This window comes from Gilliamella sp. W8128, assembly GCF_016100545.1.
Lineage (GTDB): Bacteria > Pseudomonadota > Gammaproteobacteria > Enterobacterales > Orbaceae > Gilliamella > Gilliamella apis.
Genome location: NZ_JACFSE010000005.1, coordinates 241,561 through 258,635, shown reverse-complemented (window position 1 = coordinate 258,635; position 17,075 = coordinate 241,561). Strand labels below are relative to the sequence as shown.

Below are 17,075 nucleotides of genomic sequence, written 5' to 3'. Positions count from 1 at the left end.
TTAGCCTTTTTATCTCGGCCGATGGTTTTGGTATTAACCGTGATTGTTTTACAGTCTATCTCTTTTTCTAATTATGCATTAACCACTAAAACGACCAATATTATTTATGGCTCAGCACCTTATTTAACCTTTGATGGTGGTCGTACCCGGATAACAAATACCGCAGCACTACTCGGGATAACCCTTTCTGATGGTAGAACATTTACTCCGACAACCAATAATTCGAGTTCAACTAATCCTATCGTTTTACCTGTTGCTGGTCAGAGTTTTGCGGATATTGGTATGTTAGTACCAACGAATACTAATTCTATTGCATTAAGTTCACTTATTGGCACACCATATAATTATTGGGGAGATGATGATGGTGATGGTCAGGGGATTGGTGGTGTCACCGCTACCGGTAGTTTAAATTTATCTATTGTTGATAAAGACAATAATCCTGTTGCCCGTAATGAAGTGCTTGATATTTGTAACGGTAAAGTGCCTTATAAACTAACGTTATCTAATACTAACGGCACATTAAAAACACGTTATGGGGTACCTAATGAAAGTCGTTTTACGGCAGGTAATGCCACTTATTATATTAATCCTAAGGAAACGACGCCAAAGATTTGTTATGCAGTACCTAGGATAGAACCAGGCTTTCATTATCAAAAAGATAGTATTGATACTTCCATATGGGACCCTGATAAGGGTTTTCTAGTACAGTCAGTTACACCATCGTCTTATGGTTTAAACTTCCCGACTACTGGTGCTAATAAGTTTTGGTTTTATTTAGCTATTGGTGGTATTAGTCGGGCCTTATCTTGGGCTACGGTTTCTCATGGTGGTATTACGGCAACGATGACCAATTCAACAAGTACCAGCGTTCGAGTCACCCTAACGGGTCCTGCCGTTACAGACTATAATCAAATGCAATCAGATAATCCAAGTAGAATCGCCAGACCATCTTTACCGCAGACATTTGAGTTAGTCGGTCGTGATAGAAGAGGTAATGCGGTGGTCAAATATGGATTTGAGTTAAAGCAGTGGTTTGTTGGTCGTGGTGGTAGTGGTAGTATATATGGATATAGCTATTCTAGCGTGGAATCTTGGTGTAATAAGATTGGAGGATACCGTGTTCCAAAGGTCAAGGAATTAACTAATGCGTCTTGTCTGAGAGATAACACAGGGGTTTGTGAATATCATGCAAATGAAATAAATGCATTAACGGCAACACCTTCGTCACCTAATAATTTCTATCGTGATTACATTGGTGCTGGATTGTACTCGGAATGGGGGCTAGGTGAGTACTATACCCCCGTTATTGGCAATAATTGGACTAGTGATAAGCCTGAGATGTATAATAACGCCCATTTTGTAGTATGGGGAAATAGTGAAGTGAAAATCCGATTTTTGGATGATAGTAATTACTACCTGTCCGGACTCTGTGTCTATCCTTAGCTATTATTTCTTAGTTCTTAGGAATTGAAGCTAAGGATAAGAAAAATAGTGTTAGGGCGATAAAAACGATTTTGTGGTGCGACATTCGCAATGTGCTGACAACTGAGTGAGATTAGCATGGCAAACAGGGATGTTTGCCAAGGCGGTGCTTTGTCAGGAACAAATCACAGCCGGTGCGTTAAAAGCGAACGAAGGCGGAAGGTAGTCACATCGTGACCACTTGCGTGGTCGCCGCGGGAGATTGTAAAGAGGGTTGGCGCCAACCCTCTTAACTCGGACGTAATCACCGTATAGAAACAACCACCAAACAACAAACGTCCGAAACTCAAAGAATAAAAAATTTTGAGGAACAGGGTTTTTAAAGCCTAAAATCCCGCCAATAAATCGCTAACGCTAGTTATAACATCAGCTAGTTCCAATAATAAAAATTTATTTTGGCAAATAAGTTTGGTGTATTTAATTTAGCGACTTTCGCAATGTGCTGACAACTGAGAGAGGTTAGCATGGCAAACAGGGATGTTTGCCAAGGCGGTGCTTTGTCAGGAACAAATCACAGCCGGTGCGTTAAAAGCGAACGAAGGCGGAAGGCAGTCACATCGTGACCACTTGCGTGGTCGCCGCGGGAGATGGTAAAGAGGGTTCGCGGCAACCCTCTTAACTCGGACGTAATCGCCGTATAGAAATAATCGCAAAACAACAAAACGTCCGAAACTCAAACAACCAAAAAAAATTGAGGAACGGGGTTTTTGAAACGCAAAATACCTTCTAAAAACGATTATAAAATTATCAAAATCAAAAACCTAATCTGCAAATTATTAATATTAAAAATGTTGATTTTTTAAGAGGGTATAAAAGGTCTATTATTTCTAATAAACAGCAAATAACCGATGCTGTTTTCGGGCTATCAGTATTCTTCTTTACAAAAGTTAACAATTAAACCATCAAAAAAAGTTGCATGGTTTTTTGCAATCACTATACTTTTATAGCATATTTATACGAATGGATAAATTTTATGCCATTAGGCTTAAAATTTTAAATAAATCATAAAATTGGATTGACAAGGATATCTGATATGGATTATAATTTTCAACACGCAACACGCAACACGCAACCTGCCCAACCTATAATTTCACCTTTCTAAAGTTAAGCTCACACCGTTTATTATTTAACCGCAGTTTATTATTTCAGCAATTTTCGAAATTTCCGAAATTCCGGCAAAATTTTTCAAAATTTCTTGGTTTAGCCTTTTTATCTCGGCCGATGGTTTTGGTATTAATTGTGGTTGTTTTACAGTCTATCTCTTTTGCTAACTATGCATTAACCACTAAAACGACCAATATTATTTATGGCTCAGCACCTTATTTAACCTTTGATGGTGGTCGTACCCGGGTAACAAATACCGAAGCGCTACTCGGGATATCGCTTTCTGATGGTAGAACATTCACCCCCACAACCAATAATTCGAGTTCAACTAATCCTATCGAATTACCTGTTGCTGGTCAGAGTTCTGCGGATATTGGTATGTTAGTACCAAGGAATACTAATTCTATTGCATTAAGTTCACTTATTGGCACACCTTATAATTATTGGGGTGATGATGATGGCGATGGTCAGGGGATTGATGGTATCACCGCTACCGGTAGTTTAAATTTATCTATTGTCGATAAAAATAATCGAGCTGTTGCCCGTAATGAAGTGCTTGATATTTGTAACGGTAAAGCACCTTATAAACTAACCTTATCTAATACTAACGGTACATTAACAACACGTTATGGTGTACCTAATGAAAGTCGTTTTAGTGCAGGTAATGCCACTTATTATATTAATCCTAAGGCAGCGCCAGTGATTTGTTTTGCAAGACCTAATTTAATATTTGGTGACTGGAGCCGAGATTATAACAATAGGACGTGGGTTAATTTTGCTGGTCCTGCTGACATATGGAACCCTAGGAAGGGTTTTCTACCACAGTCAGTTACACCGTCGTTTTATGGTTTAAACTTCCCGACTACTGGTGCTCATAATTTGTATTTTGATTTAGATATTAGTGGTAATAATCAGGCCTTATCTTGGGCGCCGGTTTCTCATGGTGGTATTACGGCGACGATGACCGATTCAACAAGTACCAGTGTTCGAGTCACCCTTACGGGTCCTGTTGCTACACGCTCGCAATGGTACTCAGAAAATCCAGGTAGCATCGGTAGACCATCTTTACCGCAGACATTTGAGTTAGTCGGTCGTGATAGCAGTGGTAATGCGGTGGTCAAATATGGATTTGTGTTAAAGCAGTGGTTTGTTAATCGTGGTACTTATGCTAGTGGAGAGAATACGATGGCGGTTTGGTGTAATAAGATTAGATACCGTCAGGTAAAGGTCAAGGATTTAACTAATGCGTCTTGTATGGACCTAAGTGGTGTTGGTGAATGTCAATATTTAGAAGTGGCAACGCCTTCGTCAGATAGTGTTTATTATTACATGCGTCACATTGGTGCAGGATTTTTCACGGAATGGGGGCGGATGGACCATTACATTGGTGCCAATTTCGTAAGAATCTATTGGACGCAAGATAGGGCGGAGCCGGTTGATAATAACAGTAAAAGAGCTTTTTTGACTGTTATCCCTGATGGTTTTTTGGTTAACAGGAGGAGAGACTATCTCACCGAACCAAACGGACTCTGTGTCTATCCTTAGCTATTATTTTTTAGTTCTTAGGTATTGAAGCTGAGGATAAGAAAAATAACGTTAGGGCGATAAAAAGCGATTTTGTGGCGCGACATTGGCAATGTGCTGACAACTGAGTAAGGTTAGCATGGCAAACAGGGATGTTTGCCAAGGCGGTGCTTTGTCAGGAACAAATCACAGCCGGTGCGTTAACAGCGAACGAAGGCGGAAGGCAGTCACATCGTGACCACTTGCGTGGTCGCCGCGGGAGATGGTAAAGAGGGTTCGCGCCAACCCTCTTAACTCGGACGTAATCACCGTATAGAAACAACCGCAAAACAACAAACGTCCGAAACTCAAACAACCAAAAATTTTGAGGAGAGGGGTTTTTGAACCTTAAATTCCTACTTATTGCTAACCCTTTTTTTTAACTTAAAATAAAATGATTGAAAATCAATATATTAAAAAATCACTTAAAAAAGGGTTTTTAATAGTAAAATTGCGCTTTGCCTTTTTGCCAACAACATTTATAGTATATCGGGTTCTAGTTCACTACCGTGTAGGTAGTTTAGAAACTGACAGAGTCCGAATCTAAACGGCACAATGTGTTCACTACCGTGTAGGTAGTTTAGAAAACGTACAAAAGTCGGGCATAAATGATAACAATGTTCACTACCGTGTAGGTAGTTTAGAAATATATAAGTGGCAGTATAGGTAACATCAAGTAGTACACTGCTTATTGAGTAGGTTAAAAATAGAATTTTAAAAGGGATTGATGAAATCTGTTTAATATTTATATCCTATGTTATACCCAAAAGTTGAAAAATACATTTTTAAAAATTAAAACTATATTTTAATGATATAACTTTATAATAATATTTACAAAATTTAACAATTAAACTATTAAATGCAGTTGCGTCGATTTTTTTCAGACACTATACTTTACAGATAATTTTAATCGCAATATTTGGTGGTGATTTAGTCGGTTAAGATGAAATAAAGTAAAATAAAACATGAGATTACTTGACAAAGGATGTTAAAATGCATTATAATTTACAACACCCAACACCCAACCTGCCCAACTTATAATTTAAATTCATCAAAGTTAAGCTCTCAATATTCATTTTTTGCTATAAGCGAGATCCCACGAAATTTTGCGCGATCCTTGCTTCAATCATTTTTGTCTCGGCAGATCTTTTTATGGTTATCGTTTAGCTTGTTGCTAATAACTTCCTATACCAGCCACGCATTAACGGCTAAAACATCAAAACCTATACATGGTAATGCGCCATATTTAACATTTGATGGAGGTGAAACTCGAGTGACTAATACTGATGGGCTTCTTTGGATAAGCCTATCCGATGGTACTAAATATACCCCAACAACGAATAATTCAAGTCCATCAACGCCTATCAAATTACCTAAGGATTATCAGCGTTTTACCGATATTGACATGATGGTACCTACTGATACTAATGAAATTGGTTTAAATGCTCTCATAGGTCAACCATATAATTATTGGGGTGATGATGACGGTGATGGTCAGGATCCTAGTGGTATAATTGTTACTGGTAGTTTAAAATTAACTATTGTAGATAAAAATAACCAACCGGTTGCACGTAATGATATGCTTACTGCTTGTAAATCGCCGTATAAATTAATTTTATCGAGTACAGCAGGTTCATTAACCACTCTTTATGGTATACCTAAAAGTAGTAGTTTTAACCCAAGTAATGTTACCTATTATATCAATTCTAAGACAACGTCTTCAGTATGTTTTGCTAAACCAAGTTTAACTAACGGTGCAGTACCACTATATTCAGGTCCTGCCTCTATTTGGAACCCTGATAAAGGTTTTCTTACACAATCAGTTTTACCATCATCATATGATTTAAACTTCCCTACTGTTGGTGCTAATAATTTGTATTTTGATTTAGATATAATAAATAGTGGTCCATTATCTTGGGCTCCTGTTTCACCTAATGGCGATATTAAGGCTACTATGACGCCTAATGCTTCAGGTACAAGCGTTAGAGTTCTTTTAGAAGGCCCTGTAGCTACACCATTGCAATGGAGTTCCATTAATTCAAGTAATTTGGGAAGTATAGGACATCCGACATTACCTCAAACATTTGAGTTAGTTGGTCGAGATAGTCTTGGTAATGAAGTCGTAAAATATGGTTTTGTGTTAAAGCAGTGGATTATCAATCGTGGAAATATTTATTACAATTATTCTAATGCATCATCTTGGTGTACTAATATAGGATATCGTATGCCTAAGGTTCAAGATTTAACTAATGCAAGTTGTCAAGGTGTTGCTTCTGGTTCTCACTGTCAAGGTGCGGTCGGAGCCACGCCTTCAGCACCTAATAATTATTATCAGCGACGTATTGGATCTGGTTTTTTTGCTGAGTGGGGCTACGCGTTCACTTACATTGGTGCCAACTTTGGCAGCGGCTACGATTATTGGACAAGTGATGAAACAGGTAGTAACCACTTTGTCGTTAACTCGGACGGTGGTGATGTATATCAAAATGGTGCTAAAGATAATAGGCATGGGCTTTGTATTTATCCTTAGGTCTTATTTTTCACTTATTAGTCTTGTGGTTGTAGTCACGCAGTGACCACTTGCGTGGTCGCCGCGGGAGATGGTAAAGAGGGTTGGCGCCAACCCTCTTAACTCGGACGTATTCACCGTATAGAAACAACCGCAAAACAACAAAACGTCCGAAACTCAAACAACCAAAAAACTTGAGGAACGGGGTTTTTAAAGCCTAAAATCCCGCCAATAAATCGCTAACGCTAGTTATAACATCAGCTAGTTCCAATAATAAGAGTTTATTTTTATAAATTAGTTTAGTGCTTCTTATTTAGCGACATTCGCAATGTGCTGACAACTGAGAGAGGTTAGCATGGCAAACAGGGATGTTTGCCAAGGCGGTGCTTTGTCAGGAACAAATCACAGCCGGTGCGTTAAGACCGAACGCAGGCGGAAGGCAGTCACATCGTGACCACTTGCGTGGTCGCCGCGGGAGATTGTAAAGAGGGTTCGCGCCAACCCTCTTAACTCGGACGTAATCACCGTATAGAAACAACCACAAAACAACAAACGTCCGAAACTCAAAGAACTAAAAAATAAAAAACTAAAAAATTTTGAGGAACGGGGTTTTTAAAACTTAAATTCCTACTTATTGCTAACCCTTTTTTTTAACTTAAAATAAAATGATTAAAAATCAATATATTAAAAAATCACTTAAAAAAAGGGTTTTTATTGGTAAAAATGGACTTTGCCTTTTTGCCAACTGCATTTATAGTATATTGGATTCTAGTTTACTGCCGTGTAGGTAGCTTAGAAAATAACCACCGTCGACACGCTCACATTCAAGCGGTTTACTGCCGTGTAGGTAGCTTAGAAATCCCAGCGATTCACCAAAAATTGTACTGAATGGTTCACTACCGTGTAGGTAGTTTAGAAATGATGCAATCTCTCTAATATTTATATCGTATGTTATACCCCAAAATTGAAAAATACATTTTCAAGAATTAAAACTATGTTTTAATAACCTAACTTAATAATAATATTTACAAAATTTAACAAATAAACAATTAAATACTATTGCTTAGATTTTTTTTATGACTATACTTTCAGTGTTTATAATAAACAATATCCGATGGATATTTAGCCGATTGAAATAAAATAAAATCAAATAAAACAGGTAATTACTTGACAGGAACGTCAAAATGCATTATAATTTACAACACCAAACACCAAACACCAAACCTGCCCAACCTATAATTTAACGTTAGTAAAGTTAAGCTCGCACGATCTATTATCTCACTACAATTTATTTTTCCAGCAAATTCGGCAAAATTTCTCAAAATTTCTTATTTTAGCCTTTTTATCTCGGCCGATGGTTTTGGTATTAACCATGGTTGTTTTACAGTCTATCTCTTTTGCTAATTATGCATTAACCACAAAAACGACCAATATTATTCAAGGTTCAGCGCCTTATTTAACCTTCGATGGCGGTCGTACCCGGGCGACAAATACCGAAGCGCTACTCGGGATATCTCTTTCTGATGGTAGAACATTTACTCCCACAGCCAATGATTCAAGTTTAGACAATCCTATCGTTTTACCTGTTGCTGGTCAGAGTTTTAATGATATTGGTATGTTTATACCAACGGATACTGATTCTATTGAATTAAGTTCAGTTATTGGTGCGCCCAATAATTATTGGGGGGATGATGATGGCGATGGTCAGGGTATAGATGGAGTCTCAGTTAGTGGTGGCTTAAGTTTATCAATAGTTGATAAATATAATCAAGCTGTTGCACGTAAAGATGTATTATCAAACTGTAACGCACCATATAAAATAACCTTAATTAGTACAGATGGAACGTTAAGTACTCAGTATGGCGTTCCTAATCAAAATAATTTTAATGCAAGTAATGCGACTTATTATATAACCCCTAAATTAATTCCTGAGGTTTGTTTTGCGAAGCCTTCTTTAGAACATAGTGGAATATATGACGGACTAAATTTTAGTGGTTCTGCTGATATCTGGAAAGACCAAAAGGGGTTTATTGTGCAATCTACTGATCCATCATCTTACAATTTAAACTTCCCAACAACTGGTGCTAATAATTTGATCTTTGATTTAGAAATTGTTAATGGTCGAGCCCTGAGCTGGGCACCGGTCACTCAAAGTAAGATCACGGCAACTATTACCCCTAATAATTCTACTGGTACAAGTGTTAAAGTAACATTGACAGGTCCCTTTGCTAAACCAGAACAATGGGATTCGGACTCTCCAGGCCATATATTTAAGCCAAATTTACCACAGGTATTTGAATTAGTTGGTAGGGATAACAATGGTAATGCTGTTGTCAAATATGGATTTGTCTTAAAACAATGGTTTGTTAACCGTAGTACCAATGACTATTCATATTCCAATACATCAAGATGGTGTTCAGCGATTGGCTACAATATGCCCAAAGTAGAAGATTTGACTAATGCTGCTTGTTTGGGGTTATGGAGTGGGGATAATTGTGAAGGTTCATCCGGTGCTTCACCTGCATCAGATGGTAATTATTATAAGCGTCAAATTAATGCTGGCTTATTTGCAGAATGGGGAAATATGTATACTAGTTATAAAGATGCTGAATTTGGCTTAAATCACTATTGGACATTAGATACCAATAAAAATGGTGAACAATTTGGTGTATATGCCACTGGTGGTGGTATCTTCAAATTTAACTCAGATGATACAAGTGGCACTTATAGCCACACAATTTGCGTTGCCCCTTAGTTTTTTAAATTTTAGGGAAATTTATTAGGAAATATAAACTCAAACCGATTAGAGTTAAACGGTATAAAAACCATTCTAAAGAAGTTAATTCAGTAGCAATTGCCAACGTATTACAGCGAAATTTTACTGTGGGTGTAAAAGCGAATGTTATTGTCGCTGATTTGACTTATATAAAAGTGGGGCAAAAATGGAATTATCTGTGTGTATTACTATAACGCTCCACGGCTTTAAGCGAGTAATTAAGCGGTAATATTACATTAATCTTTACAAAAGTTAACAATTAAACCATCAAAAAAAGTTGCATGGTTTTTTGCAATCACTATACTTTTATAGCATATTTATACGAATGGATAAATTTTATGCCATTAGGCTTAAAATTTTAAATAAATCATAAAATTGGATTGACAAGGATATCTGATATGGATTATAATTTTCAACACGCAACACGCAACACGCAACCTGCCCAACCTATAATTTCACCTCTCTAAAATTAAGCTCACACCGTTTATTATTTCACTACAATTTATTCTTTCAGCAATTTTCGAAATTTCAGCAAAATTTTTCAAAATTTCTTGGTTTAGTCTGTTTATCTCGGCCGATGGTTTTGGTATTAACCATGGTTGTTTTACAGTCTATCTCTTTTGCTAACTATGCATTAACCACTAAAACGACCAATATCATTTATGGTTCAGCACCTTATTTAACCTTTGATGGTGGTCGAACCCGAGTAACAAATACCGCAGCACTACTCGGGATATCCCTTTCTGATGGTAGAACATTTACTCCCACAACCAATAATTCAAGTTTAGACAATCCTATCGTTTTACCTGTTGCTGGTCAGAGTTTTGCGGATATTGGTATGTTAGTACCAACGAATACTAATTCTATTGCATTAAGCTCACTTATTGGCACACCTTATAATTATTGGGGGGATGATGATGGCGATGGTCAGGGAGTTAATGGTGTCACCGCTACCGGTAGTTTAAATTTATTGATTGTTGGTAAAGACGGTTTTCGTGTTGCCCGTAATGAAGTGCTGACTAGTTGTAATTCACCATATAAATTAACCTTATCAAATACTGAAGGTAGATTAACAACACGTTATGGTGTACCTAATGAAAGTCGTTTTAATGCAGGTAATGCCACTTATTATATTAATCCTAAGACCGCACCAGCGATTTGTTATGTTAAACCTGAGTTGAATTCTGGCTGGTTTAGTGGTTTTCGACCACAGTCAGTTACGCCGTCGTCTTATGGTTTAAACTTCCCGACTACGGGTGCTCATAATTTGTTTTTTGATTTAGATATTGTTGGTAATAATCAGGCCTTATCTTGGGCGCCGGTTTCTCATGAAGGTATTACGGCGACGATGACCAATTCAACAAGTACCCGCGTTCGAGTCACCCTAACGGGTCCTGTTAGTACATCTGGTGAAATCGCCACACCATCTTTACCGCAGGTATTTGAGTTAGTTGGTCGTGATAGTCATGGTAATGCGGTGCTCAAATATGGATTTGAGTTAAAGCAGTGGATTGTTAATCGTGGTCGTTCTGGAATTAGCCAGGCTGGGGTATCATCTTGGTGTAATAGGATTGGATACCGTGTGCCAAAGGTCAAGGATTTAACAAATGCGACGAATCCGAATTGTTCGTGGCCAAGAGATTGTCAAGGTGCAGAGCCTCGGATATCTTCTAATCGTTACAGTCGTCACATTGGTGCAGGATTTTTCACGGAATGGGGGAAGATGAACTATTACAGGGATGCTAACTTCGGCTTCAACCACAACCCTATAACAAACGATATCGTAGGACTATATTGGACGTCGGATGAATTTAGTCGTCAGAATTTCTTTGTGGTTACCTGGACAAATGGTGGGGTTTATCGTGATGTTTCTCCCGATGCCCTTGAACCCTGGAATAGACTCCCCCGATACGGACTCTGTGTCTATCCTTAGCAATTATTTCTTAGTTCTTAGGTATTGAAGCTGAGGATAAGAAAAATAACGTTAAGCCGTTAAACAATCATTGCCTTGCTAAGGCAATGGCGTTGACGTTAACGAAGTCGGCGATAAAAACGATTTTGTGGCGCGACATTCGCAATGTGCTGACCATAGAGTGAGGTTAGCATGGCAAACAGGGATGTTTGGCAAGGAGCGTTAACAGCGAACGAAGGCGGAAGGCAGTCACGTAGTGACCACTTGCGTAGTCGCCGCGGGAGATTGTAAAGAGGGTTCGCGCCAACCCTCTTAACTCGGACGTAATCAGCGTATAGAAATAACCACCAAACAACAAAACGTCCGAAACTCAGCGAACCAAAAAAATTGAGGAACGGGGTTTTTGAACCTTAAATTCCTACTTATTGCTAACCCTTTTTTTTGACTTAAAATAAAATATTTAAAAATCAATATATTAAAAAGTGGCTCAAAAAAAGGGTTTTTATTGGCAAAAATAGACTTTGCCTTTTTGCCAACTGCATTTATAGTATATCGGATTCTAGTTCACTACCGTGTAGGTAGATTAAAATCACGTGTTGCTTTTGTAAAACCATTTGTAACTGTTCACTACCGTGTAGGTAGATTAAAATTAATTAAAATTATAACACTCGAAATCCACCAAACTAGAAAAGTTTAGTAAAGGAGTTTTTTAGGTGAATAAATTCACCACATGTTATAATCATGTTTAATTATAATTAACTCTGTAAATATGATGAATAATAGTACAATTGATAACCAATTTAATGAAAAAATGGTGCTTATTTTCAAAGCATTATCTGATCCGGTTAGAATAGAAATCATTAAATATTTAAAAAGTATAGAAACAGAGGTTATCTGTGGTGAAATTGGTCAAGCAGTTGGTATTAGTAAACCCTCAGGAACTTATCATTTTAGGTTATTACAACAAGCAGAATTAATTAATGTAAGAAAGAGTGCTAGGGAAAAATATGTATGGCTTAATAAATCAACATTTGATAAATATGTTACCGGGTTTTTTGATAATCTTTAAAATACTCAAATATTGATTTATTGTTGAATTTATCGCTTTGATTTTATCAAATATTATTTTTTATCCCTTGCTGTTAACCTTATTGAAAAAACTATTCCTAATAATGATATCAGACCAGCAGTAATAATAACGGCATCAAATCCTTCGGCAAAAGCTGTTGAATTAGTGGTTCCGCCGAAAATATTAAATACAATTACGCATATTGTGGTACCTATTGCTCCACCAAATAAGCGAAATATATTATATACTCCTGATGCTTTCCCTAAATATATTGGTTCGACAGCGCTTAACACCGCTTTTTGCAGAGCCGGTCCTGCCATCGAAAGTCCCATACCAGCGATCATTAAAGGTATTGCCATTGCTATATATGAATCAGTTGCATTAAATAAAAAAATAATTAATAGATAACCGATCCCCTGTAAGAATAATCCTAATGTTGCAATAATCCTTTCGCCAAATCTATCTACAGCGCTGCCTGCAAAAGGTGCGATAACGACTAATGTTGCTGTCCAAGGTAATAATTGTAATCCTGCCACGAGTGGATTAACGTTTTCTAGTACTAAAAAAAATTGTGGCAAAAAGAATAACACGCCAAACATCGAGGCATATAATAAAAAAGTTGCAATGTTACCATTAGTGAATACCTTGGTGCGAAATAGTCTTAAAGGAATCATAGGGGTAGAACTTATTTTTTGCCTAACAATAAATAAAATAGCTAGTGCGAGGCTAGATAATCCGGTAATAATCGTTATAACATGTGTGGTATTTGTTGTTATGGTGGATAATGACCATATTATCCCGGCGGAAGAGATGGCAATAAGCAGAATATCAGTAAAGTTCAACTTATCATCCTTACCTTTACTTTCAGGTAATAAATTATGAGCAAAATAGATTGTTATTATTCCAATAGGCAAATTAATCCAAAATATCCATTGCCATGATAAAGTTGCGACAATAAATCCACCTAAAACTGGCCCGACAATTAGTGCTAAACCACCAATGCCGCTCCATATTCCTAAAGCTTTTCCGCGTATATCAACGGGTAATGAATGTGTTAAAATTGCCATGGACATTGGCGTCATAACACAAGCACCAACAGCCTGTATCATTCGAGATATAATTAATAAGGTAATACTAGTCGATAAAGCACAAAATATAGAAGCAATAGTGAAAATCGCAATACCAATTAGATAGACTTTTTTTCTGCCTATTTTTTCGCCCAGTGATACACCAACCAGTAGTAATGCCGCTATGGTTATATTATAAATGTTCAACAACCACTGTAATACATTTACCGATATTTGAAAATCATGCCTTATGGCGGTAGTGGCTGTGGTAACTATCATTGAATCGATCATTGACATGAAAAATCCTAAAGAAGTTAAAATAATGATAGCTGATGAATTAACCTTTCTTTCTTGCATATTGTCAACTTCCTGCTTGGCTATATTGGGCAAAATAATTTTCTTAATTTGGATTTTTTAATCTATTAAGCTATATGGTATCTAATTTATTTGAGTTTATAGTTTAATAGTTCATTAGTTGTTTAACTATTTTATCATTTAAATGAATAAAAACAAACCGAATAACCGATAGCTAATTGCTAAGATAAAGTTGATTCAATTATTAAAGAAGATGGAAGAATTTACCGCCTTGCGGCGGTATTTTATTTATTATTGATGTTTAACGATAAAACAGCAGTGGATCTGTTTATTGCGTTTAAAATCAAGCGATAGAGTTTTATCGGTGATATCTTTAAATGTTAGCCCTAGTTTTTGCATACCATCGGCATCCATTTTGAAGCCACGTTTATTGTTTGAAAATACTATTACTCCATTTGGTCTAAGTAAGCGTTTTAAATCACCCATTAATTTAAGATGATCACGCTGAACATCAAAGGTATCATTCATCCGTTTAGAGTTGGAAAATGTTGGAGGATCGATAAAAATCAAATCAAACTGTTCATCCGCCTGTGATAAATAGAGCAAGCAGTCGGCTTGTATCAATCGATGTTTTTTTCCGGTTAAGCCATTTTGTTTTAAATTACGATCAGCCCACTCTAAATAGGTGCGTGACATATCAACGGTCGTGGTTGATTTTGCGCCACCAAGACCGGCGTAAACGGTTGCGCTACCTGTGTAGGCAAATAGATTTAAAAAGTCTTTACCCGCGCTCATTTGGCCGATCATTTTTCTGGCTAGACGGTGATCCAAAAATAAACCGGTATCTAAATAATCGACCACATTAACCCAAAACTGCGTTTTGTGTTGATTAATAGGATATTCATCGACTAAGAAGTAATCCTGTTTTTGCCCAAGTTTTTGATATTGTTGTTTGCCTTTTTGCTTTTCGCGAGTTTTTAGTACCAATTGGTCAGCAGTTAACTCCAGTACCGACATAGTAGCATTAATAATATCAAATAGTCGTTGTCGCGTTTTTTGCGGATCAATATTTTTTGGCGCGGCATATTCTTGTATCACAATTTTGTCTTTATAACGATCGATAGCCACGTTATATTCAGGTAAATCTGCATCATAAAGGCGATAACATTCAAGTTGTTCTTGGCTTGCCCATTTTGCAAATCTTTGGCAATTTTTACTTAGGCGATTGGCAAAATCGGCTGCGGGTAAATTTGGTGACGTAACCGGCTTATCGATTTGACGATCAGCAATGGTATAATTTTTTTGTACACAATCTAAAGGGCCATTTTTAGCTTTAAACTGTTTGTCGGCTCGCATTTGCAAACAATCTAACAGTTGTGGCGCACCACTAAATAGCGATAGTCGCCACCCAGCAAATTGTTGCTTAATTTGACGACCAAGTGCAGAGTGCAGGGCAACCAATGCAGGTTCACTTTCTAATCGTTCACCATAAGGCGGATTGCTGATGATCATGCCATGTATCTGGTGCTCAAATGGATTAGTTAATTGAGTCACATCCTGCACAGCAAAAGTAATTAAATCACCAACTCCAGCTTGGATAGCATTTTGCTTGGCGCGCTCTAACACCGCAGGGTTATTGTCATAACCAATGAAAGGCGTTGTCGCTTTTTTTACTTTGTGCTTGGCCGCGAAGAGTAACTCATTCCACAGTGTTGGATTAAATCCTTGCCAAGCAAAAAATCCCCACTGTTTACGTAACAGTCCCGGTGGAATGTTAGACGCCATCATCGCAGCTTCGATTAGTAAGGTTCCTGAACCACACATTGGATCGATAAGAGGTTCATCTGTTTGCCAGCCTGAGCGGCGAATAATTGCTGCAGCTAAGTTCTCTTTTAATGGTGCTTGGCCTGTTTGTTGTCGATAACCACGTTGATGTAGGCTTTCACCACTTAAATCTAATGATAAGGTAACTCGATTTTTGTTTAGATAAGCATGTAAACGAATATCTGGATTTTGTTTAGCAACATTTGGGCGTTGATTGGTTTGACGCATAAAGTGATCAACAATAGCATCTTTGATTTTCAGTGCGCCATATTGACTGTTGCGAATAAAGTCATTAACACCAACAAAGTTAATCATAAATGAGTTATCGACCGCAAAAATATCGCTCCATTTGATATTCATTACACATGAATAGAGATCTAAATCGCTATAAATATCAAACTCAGCAATCGGCAATAAAATCCGAGAAGCTAAACGAGACCACAATAGCGATTGGTACATGGTTGATGGATCAGCATCGTAATAGACACCACCTTGCGACACTTTACAATTTATCGCGCCAATATTTTCTAACTCTTTTTTTAATAACTCTTCAAGCCCGCGAGAGGTGCTGGCAAATAGCGTTTTCATGCATAATCCACTTAACAATAAAATTGCAGGCATTATACCGACTAATTGCAACAGTGGGAAATGGTCAAACTAAACAATCTATAAACAAATAGAAAATAAGCAGAATCATGATAATTTATACAAAGGTATGGGTTTTGAAAGTTTATTTTTATATAAATTAACTGTTAGTTAATATAAGTGGAAATTGTTTTATCTATTTATCATAATTTGTTAATATACATAGGCTTTGGTTTCAGATTAATTTTATAATAAATTATTTAATTAGTAGATTTAATTAAGCATCTTTTTGGATAGAGGTAAAATGAAAGTACTATCAATTGTTGGATTAATTATAGCTATAATATCTGTTTTTATTCCATTTTTCGGTTTAATTTTAGCTATGTTATGTAGTTTTTTGGCGTTAATTACTTTTGTTAAACAACCGAATATTTCTGGTACTATTTTTGGTATTAATATCTTTAGCACAGCATTTATGTCTCCAGTATTAGCTTCTATGGCCGCAGATTCAGGAATTGGTATTTATCTATTTTTTGTTATATATCATGTAGTAATGATGTTCAATGCATTTATTTTATTTTTAATTTTCCGCAAAAAAAACACTGCGGCATAATCCCCCACCTAGATTGAAAAATCAATTTGCTAACTAACCTTCGATGTATTTAGCTGAGACCAAAAACAGAATTAATATGGATTGTTTTTTCACCAACCATAATAAGCATGGTGATTGGACAAAAGGTTATTGTTCTGCAAACAAAAAAAATCTAGGCGATTTTAAGAGAGAAATAGAGTATTGGTGATTATATTAAAATGAATATTATCCATCACTATATTTAATTAAAAATTTGTTTATGACAAAAATAGTTAAA

9 protein-coding genes and 1 CRISPR repeat array are annotated in these 17,075 nt (G+C 36.8%); of the genes, 7 read left to right on the top strand and 2 right to left on the bottom strand.

Going from position 1 to position 17,075, the window contains the following annotated elements; all coding sequences use genetic code 11:
- The 6 genes from H3U97_RS06985 to H3U97_RS06960 all read left to right on the top strand — a co-directional run.
- Positions 1-1,443 (top strand): hypothetical protein (locus tag H3U97_RS06985; protein ID WP_232343771.1); only part of this gene is annotated, 1,443 nt, incomplete at its 5' end.
- A 1,260-nt stretch (positions 1,444-2,703) separates the two neighbouring features.
- Positions 2,704-4,131, top strand: coding sequence for a hypothetical protein (locus tag H3U97_RS06980; protein WP_198198593.1), 1,428 nt, complete (start codon positions 2,704-2,706; stop codon positions 4,129-4,131).
- Positions 4,132-4,647: 516 nt separating this feature from the next.
- Positions 4,648-4,796: a CRISPR direct-repeat array (repeat unit 28 nt; unit sequence GTTCACTACCGTGTAGGTAGTTTAGAAA).
- Between the two features lie 470 nt (positions 4,797-5,266).
- A complete protein-coding gene (locus H3U97_RS06975) occupies positions 5,267-6,679 on the top strand; it encodes a hypothetical protein (protein ID WP_146207943.1) in 1,413 nt (470 codons plus the stop codon).
- A 1,333-nt stretch (positions 6,680-8,012) separates the two neighbouring features.
- Positions 8,013-9,413: a hypothetical protein gene (locus H3U97_RS06970; protein WP_198198592.1), complete on the top strand. Its 1,401-nt coding sequence runs from the start codon at positions 8,013-8,015 to the stop codon at positions 9,411-9,413.
- A 598-nt stretch (positions 9,414-10,011) separates the two neighbouring features.
- Entirely contained in the window at positions 10,012-11,367 is a 1,356-nt protein-coding gene (locus tag H3U97_RS06965; protein ID WP_198198591.1) for a hypothetical protein, read from the top strand.
- Positions 11,368-12,118: 751 nt separating this feature from the next.
- Positions 12,119-12,415: a helix-turn-helix transcriptional regulator gene (locus tag H3U97_RS06960; protein WP_198198590.1), complete on the top strand. Its 297-nt coding sequence runs from the start codon at positions 12,119-12,121 to the stop codon at positions 12,413-12,415.
- A 53-nt stretch (positions 12,416-12,468) separates the two neighbouring features.
- On the opposite strand, the gene H3U97_RS06955 is transcribed toward H3U97_RS06960, so the two are convergent.
- Together H3U97_RS06955 and rlmKL are read right to left on the bottom strand one after the other, a co-directional pair.
- Complete coding sequence (locus H3U97_RS06955) at positions 12,469-13,839, bottom strand: MFS transporter (RefSeq protein WP_198198589.1); 1,371 nt, start codon at positions 13,837-13,839, stop codon at positions 12,469-12,471.
- Between the two features lie 249 nt (positions 13,840-14,088).
- On the bottom strand, positions 14,089-16,209 hold the full coding sequence (gene rlmKL / locus H3U97_RS06950; RefSeq protein ID WP_198198588.1) for a bifunctional 23S rRNA (guanine(2069)-N(7))-methyltransferase RlmK/23S rRNA (guanine(2445)-N(2))-methyltransferase RlmL: 2,121 nt from the start codon (positions 16,207-16,209) through the stop codon (positions 14,089-14,091).
- A 301-nt stretch (positions 16,210-16,510) separates the two neighbouring features.
- On the opposite strand from rlmKL, the gene H3U97_RS06945 reads away from it, so the two are divergent.
- A complete protein-coding gene (locus tag H3U97_RS06945) occupies positions 16,511-16,819 on the top strand; it encodes a hypothetical protein (protein ID WP_065578488.1) in 309 nt (102 codons plus the stop codon).
- Positions 16,820-17,075 lie beyond the last annotated feature (256 nt).

Excerpts from the sequence above, each read along its gene's own strand:
- H3U97_RS06970 (WP_198198592.1), top strand. The coding sequence starts at position 8,013 with ATGGTTTTGGTATTAACCATGGTTGTTTTACAGTCTATCTCTTTTGCT.
- rlmKL (WP_198198588.1), bottom strand. The coding sequence starts at position 16,209 with ATGAAAACGCTATTTGCCAGCACCTCTCGCGGGCTTGAAGAGTTATTA.
- H3U97_RS06965 (WP_198198591.1), top strand. The coding sequence starts at position 10,012 with ATGGTTTTGGTATTAACCATGGTTGTTTTACAGTCTATCTCTTTTGCT.
- H3U97_RS06980 (WP_198198593.1), top strand. The coding sequence starts at position 2,704 with ATGGTTTTGGTATTAATTGTGGTTGTTTTACAGTCTATCTCTTTTGCT.
- H3U97_RS06955 (WP_198198589.1), bottom strand. The coding sequence starts at position 13,839 with ATGCAAGAAAGAAAGGTTAATTCATCAGCTATCATTATTTTAACTTCT.
- H3U97_RS06960 (WP_198198590.1), top strand. The coding sequence starts at position 12,119 with ATGAATAATAGTACAATTGATAACCAATTTAATGAAAAAATGGTGCTT.
- H3U97_RS06945 (WP_065578488.1), top strand. The coding sequence starts at position 16,511 with ATGAAAGTACTATCAATTGTTGGATTAATTATAGCTATAATATCTGTT.